At 56.2% G+C, this 12360-nt stretch carries 12 protein-coding genes; 9 read left to right on the top strand and 3 right to left on the bottom strand.

All coding sequences use genetic code 11. The features are described 5' to 3' along the window. Positions 1 to 75: 75 nt before the first annotated feature. The 3 genes from QZ303_RS05105 to QZ303_RS05115 all read right to left on the bottom strand — a co-directional run bounded on the left by QZ303_RS05105 (position 76) and on the right by QZ303_RS05115 (position 2941). A complete protein-coding gene (locus tag QZ303_RS05105; protein WP_295730053.1) occupies positions 76 to 1104 on the bottom strand; it encodes an FAD:protein FMN transferase in 1029 nt (342 codons plus the stop codon). A gap of 140 nt (positions 1105 to 1244) precedes the next feature. Beyond that, a complete protein-coding gene (locus tag QZ303_RS05110) occupies positions 1245 to 2465 on the bottom strand; it encodes an S-adenosylmethionine:tRNA ribosyltransferase-isomerase (protein ID WP_295730176.1) in 1221 nt (406 codons plus the stop codon). Between the two features lie 2 nt (positions 2466 to 2467). Beyond that, a complete protein-coding gene (locus tag QZ303_RS05115) occupies positions 2468 to 2941 on the bottom strand; it encodes a thioesterase family protein (protein WP_295730056.1) in 474 nt (157 codons plus the stop codon). Positions 2942 to 3032: 91 nt separating this feature from the next. Here QZ303_RS05115 and QZ303_RS05120 point away from each other — a divergent pair, with 91 nt between their 5' ends. The 9 genes from QZ303_RS05120 to QZ303_RS05160 all read left to right on the top strand — a co-directional run bounded on the left by QZ303_RS05120 (position 3033) and on the right by QZ303_RS05160 (position 12331). Continuing rightward, entirely contained in the window at positions 3033 to 5738 is a 2706-nt protein-coding gene (locus QZ303_RS05120; RefSeq protein WP_295730059.1) for a DNA gyrase/topoisomerase IV subunit A, read from the top strand. Between the two features lie 3 nt (positions 5739 to 5741). Continuing rightward, a complete protein-coding gene (locus QZ303_RS05125; protein WP_295730062.1) occupies positions 5742 to 6599 on the top strand; it encodes a DUF3316 domain-containing protein in 858 nt (285 codons plus the stop codon). A gap of 12 nt (positions 6600 to 6611) precedes the next feature. Then, complete coding sequence (locus QZ303_RS05130) at positions 6612 to 7652, top strand: S41 family peptidase (RefSeq protein ID WP_295730065.1); 1041 nt, start codon at positions 6612 to 6614, stop codon at positions 7650 to 7652. A 75-nt stretch (positions 7653 to 7727) separates the two neighbouring features. After that, positions 7728 to 8591 carry a lysophospholipid acyltransferase family protein gene (locus tag QZ303_RS05135; protein ID WP_295730067.1) on the top strand — a complete coding sequence of 288 codons (864 nt, stop codon included), beginning with the start codon at positions 7728 to 7730 and terminating at the stop codon, positions 8589 to 8591. Then, complete coding sequence (locus QZ303_RS05140) at positions 8588 to 9853, top strand: sigma 54-interacting transcriptional regulator (RefSeq protein WP_295730070.1); 1266 nt, start codon at positions 8588 to 8590, stop codon at positions 9851 to 9853. The genes QZ303_RS05135 and QZ303_RS05140 overlap by 4 nt, the downstream gene beginning before the upstream one ends. Before the next feature lie 40 nt (positions 9854 to 9893). Then, entirely contained in the window at positions 9894 to 10436 is a 543-nt protein-coding gene (locus QZ303_RS05145; protein WP_295730073.1) for an LptE family protein, read from the top strand. 20 nt (positions 10437 to 10456) lie between these two features. Next, complete coding sequence (locus QZ303_RS05150; protein WP_295730075.1) at positions 10457 to 11254, top strand: hypothetical protein; 798 nt, start codon at positions 10457 to 10459, stop codon at positions 11252 to 11254. 9 nt (positions 11255 to 11263) lie between these two features. After that, positions 11264 to 11623: a preprotein translocase subunit SecG gene (gene secG, locus QZ303_RS05155; protein WP_295730078.1), complete on the top strand. Its 360-nt coding sequence runs from the start codon at positions 11264 to 11266 to the stop codon at positions 11621 to 11623. Between the two features lie 246 nt (positions 11624 to 11869). Next, on the top strand, positions 11870 to 12331 hold the full coding sequence (locus QZ303_RS05160; protein WP_295730080.1) for an Lrp/AsnC ligand binding domain-containing protein: 462 nt from the start codon (positions 11870 to 11872) through the stop codon (positions 12329 to 12331). Positions 12332 to 12360 lie beyond the last annotated feature (29 nt).

The raw sequence follows: 12360 nt of genomic DNA on the forward strand, positions 1-12360 counted from the left end.
CTTTCAAGATGTTGGACTCTCTGATTTATGGTTTAGCGGACAGTAATAAATTAAATATGCGTTCAAGAGGGTGTTTCAGCGGTCTATCATCGGGAAGCCGCGTGTAGGATGAAGCTCCCACTTACCATCGCTATCCATGGTGACAAACAGCCCGGCAGCCTCATGGATTTCATTGAGCATGGCGCGTGCGCTGTCCATGGGCATGACCATACACGCCGTGGCAAGCGCATCGGCAGTAACGCAGTCAGGAGCCACAATGGTCACACTGAGCACCCTCGACGTGACCGGCTTGCCGGTTACAGGGCTTATCGTATGCCCTACCACACCGATATCCGAATGATGATAGTTGCGGTAGTTGCCCGAAGTGGCTACGGCATCATTGCTAAGCCTTATCACAGCCATGCCGTCATGGATAATCGAATCCGTGCTCGGTATAGGTGCATCTATCATTACACGCCACTGTTGTCCGGTGGGGCTTTCACCGCCAACCTTTATTTCTCCTCCAATCTCAACCATATAGTCGGTGACGCCGTTACGCTCGAACATAGCGGCTACGAGGTCGCACGCATATCCTTTGGCCAATGCCGAGAAATTAAACTGCGTGGCAGGATCTTTCTTGTGCATGCGTCCGTCGGGTAATAGCATGCAATCAGGCAATCCGACAAACATGCGCACACTGTCAATCCGTTGTGCTGACGGGACCTTTATGCTGTCGACATGCAGCTTATTGGATGGCCCGAATCCCCATAGGTCCACCAAGGGACCTACCGTAGGGTCAAACGCACCATGACTGTAACGGTTGATACGCACCGACTCCTCAAATACCTTGCGGAGAATCGTATCGGCCACGACCGAGGTATCGTTGCGGTTGATGGCAGAGATTATCGAACGGGGATTGAATGTGGACACCGAATTATCGACATCTTTCAACACTTTCTGCACGCTGTCGTCGAGCACGGCGTTGGAAGCATAAGTGACCTTATAAGTAGTGGACCAAACGATTCCGTCACACATACGGTAGGGCTTACGTGAGTCACACCCCACAAAAGCCATTGAAAGAAATGCGATGACAGCAAGAGTAAGAATTGAAGCGTTAGTTTTCATAAGCAATTCCTCATGCGTCTTTTACCCTTAAAGTGAGAGATGGCGTTAGAGTGACGCAAAGTTACAATCTTTCGTCTGAACTATTGCAACCTAATTACATTTTCTTTACGGTTCGTTAACGGTTTAACATTTTTTATTGTTCACAGAAGCAATGAGGCATCCCCGTAGCTAAGAAACCTGAATCCCCTATCGAGGGCGAAGTCGTACATACGCCTCCAGTCTCCACCCGTGAAAGCCGACACAAGCAGAAGCAGAGTTGATTGAGGCTGATGGAAATTTGTCACCATACCCTCCACCACCCGATAATCATAGCCGGGGGCGATAATTATGCGGGTAGAAGCCACGAACCGCGTCGCGCCTGACTCATCCAGATGTCGAAGCAACGCTGCAAATGCCTCCCGGCGGCTTAGGACGGGATAGTTGCCATCATAAGGATACCATTGGGGCACCTCTCCATGCCAGTCACCGGTGTTCACCAGACATCCCGCATGATAAAGGCTCTCCAGAGTGCGCACCGATGTTGTGCCTACCGCTATAACACGCCTGTCAGTAAAGGCAAGCTCCTCTATCAGGCTCCTCGGCACGGATATGAACTCGCTGTGCATGCCGTGTTCGCCCACCGTGTCGCTTTTGACCGGCTGGAAAGTGCCCGCACCGACATGCAGCGTAAGCTCACGTCTGGTAATGCCGCGACGATCCACAGCCTCAAGCACTGCCGGAGTAAAATGCAACCCGGCGGTAGGGGCGGCTACCGACCCTTCTATCCTTCCGTAGACGGTCTGGTAGTCGGCGCTGTCGCTCTCCTCCGTGCTGCGGTTGAGATAAGGCGGTATGGGGATCTCACCCGCGGCCTGGATGATGCGGGAAAAAGTCACGCCGGCGACATCCCAGTCGAAACGCACCTCCGACGCATTGCCGTCACGGCCCGTGCGCGTGGCGCTGAGCGTCACCTCGGTCCCGTCTACGAGAATACTACGGCGCAGCACGCCATCCTTCCATCGCTTCGAGTTGCCGACAAAACATGTCCACGAGCATCCCGAATCAGAGGCGAAGTTCATTGCATAGTCGGCGGGAAAGGCCGGTTCGAGACAGAACACCTCGATAAGCGCGCCGCTGCCGTCATCTCCTTTGCGGAAACGCAGGCGCGCGTTGATCACGCGGGTATTGTTGTAGACGAGCATGGCGTCGGATGGCAGCAGTTCCGGAAGCTCCGTAAAAGCATGCTCCTCAAGCGTGCCGTCATGACGGCGCACCAGCAGCCGGCAGCGGTCGCGCTCAGCCAACGGATGCTTCGCTATACGATCGTCAGGAAGAAGATAGTCGTAGTCGGCTATCCGGATCAGTCGAGGATCGTCATTCATCATCAGAATTCCCTCCCTTCAAACTCGGATACCCGCTTCACCCACTCCGGATCTACAGGCACCGAATGACCGGTATGCGGATCTATTGTCACCATCACCGTGCGTCCTATGCACTTCACATCGCCGGTATTGATATCTATTATTCGTTGCTCAAGCCTGAAACTCGACTCGCCGATATGGGTGATCGCCGTCACCACACATATCTGCTCGTCAATAGTGGTCGGAGCATAGAAATCGCAGTTGACATTGGCTATCACAGTGTTGATTGCGCGCCAGTCGAGCTTGTCATCCATCATCTCCTGGAAATAGCGCATCTTGCCGAGATCCATATAGGCGAAGTACATCTCATTGTTGACATGCCCCAGCAGGTCGATGTCGTTGAATCGTATCTGCAACGGCAACACCGTGCGGAAAGGCTGGGAAGGAGCCGGCACGCGAGGATTCAACGGTTGTGGAAGGATTATTTCAGGTTTCATGGCCGCAAATTTACGAATTTTTACTAACTTTGTGGAGAGTAGGAGGCTGCGAATAGCAGGTCATCACGCCTCCCGTCATGACGAACACCATATGAGCGACGACATAATCACCCCCGACGACTTCAACGATACCGACAACGAGGACACAACCTCCGATTCCGCACAAGGAACCGGCACGCCGACAGGACGTGTCACCCTCGACACTTCAGACGACGTGGTGCGCCATCAGTTGCGCGGCATGTATCAGAGCTGGTTTCTCGAATATGCATCCTACGTGATCCTCGAGCGTGCCGTGCCACATATTGACGACGGACTGAAGCCCGTGCAGCGACGCATACTACATTCCATGCACACCCTCGACGACGGACGCTTCAACAAGGTCGCCAACATCGTGGGCAACACCATGCAGTATCATCCCCACGGCGACGCCTCGATCAACGAGGCGCTCGTGCAGCTCGGGCAGAAAGAACTGCTGGTGGAGACGCAGGGAAACTGGGGCAATGTGCTCACCGGAGCGTCGGCGGCTGCCGGACGTTACATCGAGGCGCGCCTGTCGCCGTTCGCCCTCGAGGTGCTATACAACTCAAAGACCACCGACTGGACCGTAAGCTATGACGGACGCAAGCCTGAGCCGGTGACCCTCCCGGCCAAGTTCCCGCTGCTGCTCGTGCAGGGAGTGGAGGGTATCGCCGTAGGCCTGTCGTCGAAGATACTCCCGCACAACTTCAACGAGGTGATCGACGCCGCCGTGGCATATCTGCGCGAAGAGCCGTTCAACCTCTACCCCGACTTCGTGACCGGAGGCTCGCTCGACGTGTCGAAATACAACGACGGCGAGCGCGGCGGATCGGTGAAGATACGCGCCAAGATAGAGAAAGTCGACAACAAGACCCTCGCCATCACGGAAATACCCTTCGGCAAAACCACCGGCACCATCTCCGACTCCATCATAAAAGCGGCGGAAAAAGGGAAAATAAAGGTGCGCAAAGTCGAGGATATGACCTCCGAAAATGCCTGCATCCTCGTCCACCTGCTTCCGGGCACGTCGAGCGACAAGGCCATCGACGCGCTATATGCATTCACCGACTGCGAGTTGAGCGTATCGCCCAACTGTTGCGTCATCTCCGGACGCAAGCCCCACTTCCTCGGGGTGAGCGACGTGCTGCGCCACAGTGTCGACACCACCCGCGAACTGTTGCGGCGCGAGCTTGAAATACAGCGCGGCGAGCTTATGGAGTCGCTCCACTTCGCATCGCTCGAACGCATATTCATCGAGGAGCGCATCTACAAGGACAAGCAGTTTGAGGATGGCAAAGACATGGATACGGTGCTCGCCCATATCGACAAGCGTCTGGAACCGTTCAAGAAGGACCTCTGGCGTGAAGTGACCCGCGACGACCTCCTGCGCCTGATGGAGATAAAGATGAAACGCATACTGCGGTTCAACTCCGACGAGGCCGACCGCCTCATCGCCAACTACCGCGAGCGCGTGGCCGACATCGACCGCAAGCTCGCCAACATCGTGGAGCACACCATCGCATGGTATCTCCACCTGAAAGAAAAATATGGCGAGGCATTCCCTCGCCGCACTGTGCTCCGCAGCTTCGACAGCATCGAGGCCGCCACGGTAGCCGAGGCCAACGAGCGCCTGTACATCAACCGAGAGGAAGGCTTCATAGGCACGTCGCTGAAGAAGGACGAGTACGTATGCCAGTGCTCCGACATAGACGACATCATAATCTTCTACAAGGACGGCAAGTACAAGGTCGTCAAGGTACAGGACAAGATGTTTGTCGGAAAGGGTGTGATATATGTCAACGTGTTCAAGCGCAACGACCTGCGCACCATCTACAACGTCATATACCAGAACGGGAAGGCCGGAACATACTACATGAAACGCTTCGCCGTGACAGGCGTGACGCGCGACAAGGAGTACAACCTCACACAAGGCCTCCCCGGATCGAAGGTGGCATGGTTCTCGGCCAACCCCAACGGCGAGGCCGAGGTGGTGAAAGTCACCCTGAAGCCAAAGCTAAGGCTAAAGACGCTGCAGTTTGACGTGGACTTCAGCCAGCTCGCCATAAAAGGGAAGCAGAGCCAGGGCAACATGGTCACCAAAAACGAGGTGCACAGGTTCTCGCTTAAGGAGAAGGGCGCATCGACACTCGGCGGACGTCAGGTATGGTTCGACCCCGACGTGCTTCGCCTAAACTACGACAAGCGCGGCACCTATCTCGGAGAATTCAACGGCACCGACCAGGTGCTCGTAATCCTGAAGTCGGGAGAATACTATCTTTCGAGCTTCGACGCCGGCAACCACTACGAGGACGACATACTCCGCATCGAGAAGTTCCGCCCGGGTCACGTATGGACCGCCGTCATCGACGATGCCGACCAGGGCTACCCATACCTGAAACGCTTCACGTTCGAGCCTGCCGCCAAGCGCACACGATTCATCGGCGACAACGAGAAGAGCGCGCTGGTGCTGCTCAGCGACGCTCCCGGATGCCGCATAAGGGTTACATTCGGAGGTTCCGACTCATATCGCGAGCCGCTCGACATCGACGCCATGGATTTCATAGCCGTCAAAAGCTACAAGGCGCGCGGAAAGCGACTAACTACCTATGCTGTCGGCTCGGTCGAGGAACTTGAGCCTCGCGAAGTTGAGAACGCCGAAGATGACGAGCTTGATACGGATGCCGCAACGACCGACGACTCCCCCGCTATACCTGAAGAGGAGGAGCGCTCCGATGACGAGGTGCGCGATGAGATCAACGGTCAGCAGCGCATATTCTGACACATGATGAAAAAATTCATTCTGCTTCTCGCCGGCATGCTTTCCGCTTACGGAGTCAAAGCATCCGAGCCGGCGATGCCCGACAGCATAGTGCGTCCCGTCACTTCCCATTTCACCTACTCCATAGGTTCGGCGCTGATAGCCAACACTTACCTTACCCCTCTCAAATATCACGGGTGGGGCATGCTTCTGGGCTACGACCGCACCCAGGCCATGCGGTTGCGTCCTGAAAAGCTCGTACAGCGTATCGCCGCGGGGCTCGACATCGACCGCACTGAAAATCCCGCAGGCAACGCCTCGATGTGGCGGCTCACGGGCGACTTTTCCTACGGGGTCAACTACCGTTGGCGCCTCCCCTATGAAATCACCGTTGCCGGAGGCGTATCCACAGGCATAGACCTCGGAGTGGTCTACAACAATCGGAACGGCAACAATCCCGTGGCCGTCGAGGCCGCCTGGACCGTCAATGTCACCGGTGCCGTCATGTGGCGCCATACACTGGTGGGGAAGAAGGTGCTCTTCACCTACCGCCCCACCATTCCGCTCACCGGCGTGTTCTTCTCCCCCGACTACGGCGAGCTGTTCTACGAAATCTCGCTCGGCAACCACAGCGGCCTGGCACACTGCGCGTGGTGGGGCAACTATTTCCGCATGGAGAACCTGCTTACCGCCGATATAGCATTGGGGGGCACGCAGCTGCGTCTTGGCTTCCGCAACAGTATCCTGTCAACCCGAGTCAACAACATCACCACGCGCGTGGTGACATGCGCCGCAGTGATAGGCGTAGGGGGCACATGGATGTCAGTGAACCCCTACAAAGGTATAAGCCCCGATGCACGCATCATCTCAGCAACCTATTGATTCCTACCCTACATGAAGCATCTCCATATCATCACTCGCATACTGTCCGCAATAATCCTCCTCGCAGCCGCCTCCGCCACACAGGGATGCCACCCGATCGAGGAGTGGGATGACAATCCACGTGGCAACTTCGAGGCTCTATGGACCATACTCGACGAGCACTACTGCTTCTTCGCCGAGAAAGAAGTCGACTGGCAGGCCATACATGACGAATATGCGCGTAAAGTCAGCAACAAGATGACATCCAAGGAGCTGTTCTACGTATGTGCCGACATGCTCAACGAGCTGCGCGACGGCCATACCAACCTCTCGGCATCGTTCAACACGTCGTACTATCGCAAATGGTGGAGCGACTACCCGCAGAACTATTCAGAGCGCCTTGTCGAGCAATACTACCTCAACTTCAACTTCCTAAGCGCCGCCGGATTCGACTACGCCGTACTACCGCAGAACATCGGCTACGTGCGCTACAGCTCATTCAGCGCCGGCATCGGAGAGGGAAATCTCGACGAGGTGCTGATGTACCTCAATACGTGCGACGGCCTGATAATCGACATCCGCGACAACGGTGGTGGCTCGATGAGCAACGTGGAGACCTTAGTTCGCCGGTTCATAACCTCGCGTACACTCGCCGGGTATATCTCGCACAAGACCGGACCGGGCCACAATGATTTCTCCGAGCCTTACCCCTACTATTTCGACCCTGCCGAGCGCGGACGGGTGATGTGGGGCAAGCCCGTCGTGGTGCTCACCTCGCGCGGCACATTCTCCGCAGCCAACAATTTCGTGTCGGTGATGAAATACATCCCGGAGGTCACCATCGTAGGCGCACGCACAGGTGGCGGCTCCGGCATGCCGTTCAACTCCGAGCTGCCCAACGGCTGGGGAGTGCGCTTCTCGGCATGCTCCGTGCTCGACTGCAAAGGCCAGACCACCGAGTTCGGCATAGACCCCACCCCCGGATGCGCTATCGACCTCGACCCCCAGGCCGCCCTCCTCGGCCACGACACCATCCTCGACTTCGCCATAGCCCGCCTCACCTCAGGCATATAATCAAGCCGGCCATACCCATACATTTATCGCGGATATTTGCTAACTTTGCAATCTATCAATAGAATTGATTTGCATATGGCAGACGACATAGATGAAAAGAAAGCAGAAACCCCGATAAAGCGCTCGGTGCTCGACTATGATGACATCGTGGCGATGGTGCCGAAGGCTGCGGGCCACCGCAAGCTCATCGACAGGCTGCTTCACTGGCTGTCGGTCGACAAGGTCAACGATGTGCATGACCGCTACTGCGACCACCCCGGTCCGGAGTTCTCCCGCAACCTCCTGAAAGACTTCGATATCAACCTGCGCGTGGATGGCCGCGACGTGCTCGACCGGCTGCCGGAAGGGGCTTTCATCACCGTCAGCAACCACCCGTTCGGCGCGCTCGACGGCATATCGCTCATAGCCCTCATGGGCACACTACGGCCCGACTTCAAAGTGATGGTCAACATGGTGCTCAACCGCATATCGGCCATGCGCCCCAACTTCATCGCCGTCGACGCTCTCGCCAGCGACGATCCCGCCAAGCAGGCCGTAAGCAAGAAAGGGATAATGGAGGCCATACGCCAGGTGCGCTCCGGCCATCCGCTCGGATTCTTCCCCGCCGGGGCGGTCAGCAAGATCAACGGCAGGCTGCGCATCGAGGACCGCGAGTGGCAACCCACCATCATCCGCCTCGTGCGCCAAATGGGCGTACCCGTCATACCCATATATTTCCACGGCCACAACAGCGTGCTGTTCAATCTGCTCGGTGTGATCAGCTGGCAGCTACGCACCCTGCGCCTCCCCACCGAGGTGTGGCGCAAATGCCATTCCACCATCCATATCTCTGTTGGCGACATCATCCCCGCCGAAAAAATCAAAGAATTCGGCACCGACGACAAGGCTCTCGGCCAATTCCTGAAGGATCAAACATATAAGCTACGCGACAGAAAATGACCGCCATCTCCGACATCAGCAGCCAGGTGCAGCAGGCCAAGGCACGTTGGGGCATCGTGGGCAACGCACCGGCACTGACAGCCGCCGTGCAGCGCGCCTTGCGCGTGGCCCCTATCGACCTGTCGGTGCTCGTGACAGGTGAGAGCGGTACCGGAAAGGAGTTCTTCCCGCAGATCATCCATGCCGGCTCGCCGCGCAAGCATGCGAAATATATCGCCGTCAACTGCGGCGCCATACCCGAAGGCACGATCGACTCGGAACTTTTCGGCCATGAGAAAGGGGCCTTCACCGGAGCCGTCGCCACCAGGAAGGGATACTTCGAAGAGGCCGACGGAGGCACCATATTCCTCGACGAGGTGGCCGAGCTGCCGCTCACGACACAGGCACGCCTGCTCAGGGTGCTCGAAAGCGGAGAGTTCATCAAAGTAGGCTCGTCGACAGTGCAGAAAACCAACATCCGCATAGTGGCCGCCACCAACGTCGACATGGCGAAAGCCGTCGAGGACGGGCGTTTCCGCGAGGACCTCTATTACCGACTCTCCACCATACGCATAGAAGTGCCCCCGCTGCGCGACCGAGGCAACGACGTGATGCTCCTCGCCCGCAAATTCGCCATCGACTTCGCCGAACGCTACCGCACCCCGGCGGTGACTTTCAGCGACGACGCGGCGCGGATGTTCATGCGCTACCCCTGGCCCGGCAACGTAAGGCAGCTCAAGAACGTGGTGGAGCAGATAGCGCTGTTCGACGCCGGCGAGACAATCACCGGCGACAACGCTGCCGAGTACCTTCCCGCACGGGGCGTGACAACACCGGCCACCATCGACCGCACGGGCGATACAGGCATGCACTCATACGCCGCCGAGCGCGAGCTGCTTTTCAACATGATATTCAGCATGCGCGGCGAAATCGACGAACTGCGCGCCACACTCAACGAACTGCGGGCTTCGTCATCGCCACGCCAGCACACATCATTCCACGAGATGCCCGCACTCGGCGACCTAAGCGGCACATCGCGCTCGATCGTGCGCTACACGCCGGCCCATGACCTTTTCAACAACGCCAACCAGGCCGATGACGAGACGTCATCGACAACCGACAACCGCCCCGACCTGTCGCCGCTGACACTCGAGGACACCGAGCGCGAGACCATACGCCGCGCACTGGAGCACAACGAAGGCCGGCGTAAGGCCACCGCACGCGAGCTCAACATCTCCGAGCGTACGCTTTACCGCAAAATCAAAGACTACGGACTCGAATAGCCGGCATAAACAAGCCGCTCTCCATAACCCCCCACCGATCATGCATCAGATTATCCGCACACTCTCAAACCGCATATCAGCCAACTGCTACGTAGCCATACTGACGCTGACGCTAATCGCTACAAGCTGTACGATCAGCTACAAGTTCAACGGCAGCGCCATCGACTACAACGTCTACAAGACAATCCACATCGGCCAGTTCCCCATACGTGCCGCGCTTGTCTACCCTCCATTGCAGCAGACATTCGAGAACGCCCTCCTCGACTACGTGGCACGCAACACACGTCTACAGGTCAACGACGGCATGAGCGACCTCAACCTCGAAGGTGAGATCACCGGATATTCCCTCTCTCCCCAGGCCGTGACGGAAAACGCCATAGCATCAAAGACGCGCCTCACCATCACCGTGAGGATACGCTACACCGATTCGAAGAACGACAAAAACAACGTCGACCAATCATTTTCCGCATATCAGGACTTCGACTCCAACGAAATGCTTACCGACGTGCAGGAACAGCTGTGCCAGGAGATCACCGACCAGCTGATTGACCTCATATTCAACGCCACGCTCGGAAACTGGTAAACCACGCAGCACCCGTCATCATGTCAAAATCACCTCTTCAGCACCTCACCGAACTCCTGCAAGATCCCGCGCTGCCCGTGACCGTGGAATGGGTCGATGAAATGGCACGCCTCTACCCCTACATGACCCTCCCCGCCAAGCTGCTGCTGGAACGCTCCGGTGACAGCCTCGACCAACCCACACGCCGCCGCATGATGCAGCGTATGGCCCTCAACAGCTCCACACCGCAGACCCTCTACCGGGTGGCAAACCCTAAAAGGGCTGACGATTCCGACTTCTATCCGCCCACACACACTCATGAGACGCTCGACACCGACAGCGCCATCGAGACGTTCATGTCACACTACGGACGACCGGACCCACAGGAGAATGCCCTGCTCGAACGCCTGATTTTCAATCCTGTCCCCGACTATGCGCTTACCCTCGCTGACGAAGAGGAAAGGTCGCTCCCCACCGACGAGGAAGCACAAGGCGATTCCCCCGACTCACTCATAAGCGCGTTCATACTCAAGAGTCGCCGTGAAGGAGGACATTTCCCCTCCTCAGCCGAACCTTCGGAGAAGCCACGGGAGCCTCAAACCGACCCCATCCCCGGCGAAAACCCACAGCCACTCCACACTCCCGCCTCCACATCCGACCAAGGGCTTCTGAGCGAGAGCCTCGCTAAATTTTTCATAAAACAGCGCAGATATGCCAAAGCATATGAAATAATCAGCGGATTAAGTTTGAAATTTCCGGAAAAAAGTCGTTACTTTGCAGACCAATTACGTTTCTTACAGAAACTTATCATCAACGAGCAATTTCAAAAACAAAAATAACCCAATAAAATGTACGTAGTCGTAATTACACTTACCGTCATAGTAGCGCTTCTGATGATCGGCGTAGTCCTCATCCAGAAGTCGAAAGGTGGAGGTCTCTCCTCCCAGTTCGGAGGTGCCAATCAGGTGATGGGCGTCCGCCGCACTAACGATTTCATCGAAAAGACCACATGGTATCTTGCCGGTGCCATGGGCGTCCTCTGCATCCTCGGCGTATTCTTCATGCCCCGCAACCTCATCCAGAGCGCATCACGCGTCACTCCGCAGGCTGTTGAGCAGACCCAGCCCGCCGACTTCAACACGCAGCTTCCCACAACTCCCGCAGCCGAGCAGACTCCCGCCGCTCCCGAAGCCCCTGTCGCCGAATAAAGTCACAGCAACATATTCTACCCAAAGGTGTGTCAGAGTCCTGGCGCACCTTCTTTTGTATATATACCGCACCAATGCAGACATAGCAAAATACAAGTATATGCAATAAAAATATGTCAAAAAGATTGCCATGTTAGAAGTTTTAACTATATTTGCCAAACGCACGGTCTAAATATGACAGATTTGTCCCATCAATACACAATCTTGGAAAGACCGGTCCGAATACCTAAAAAAGACATACAGCATATGGAAAAAATCGACAATCTTGACCGCAGGATTCTTGAAATCGTGATGCGCAACGCACGCATACCGTCGAAAGACGTGGCGGTGGAGTGCGGAGTGTCGCGCACAGCCATACATCAGCGCATACAGCGCATGATCGACCTTAAAGTAATAACAGGCTCGGGCTATCACGTGGATCCACACGTGCTCGGCTACACCACCTGCACATACATCGGTGTTAACCTCGAACGCGGCGCCATGTACCGCAACGTCGTGCCGGAACTCGAAAAGATACCGGAAATCGTGGAGTGCCATTTCACCACAGGACCATACACGATGCTGATAAAGCTCTATGCTCGAGACAACGAGCATCTGATGGAGCTGCTCAACGACAAAATCCAGACCATTCCCGGAGTGCTCGGAACGGAAACACTCATATCGCTTGACAACTCAATCGACCGCGAAATCCACGTCGACTACGAGTGACAAGTTGAAAACGCTCTCTAAATCCAGGT

Source organism: uncultured Muribaculum sp. (assembly GCF_910583865.1).
In the GTDB taxonomy this organism is placed as follows: domain Bacteria; phylum Bacteroidota; class Bacteroidia; order Bacteroidales; family Muribaculaceae; genus Muribaculum.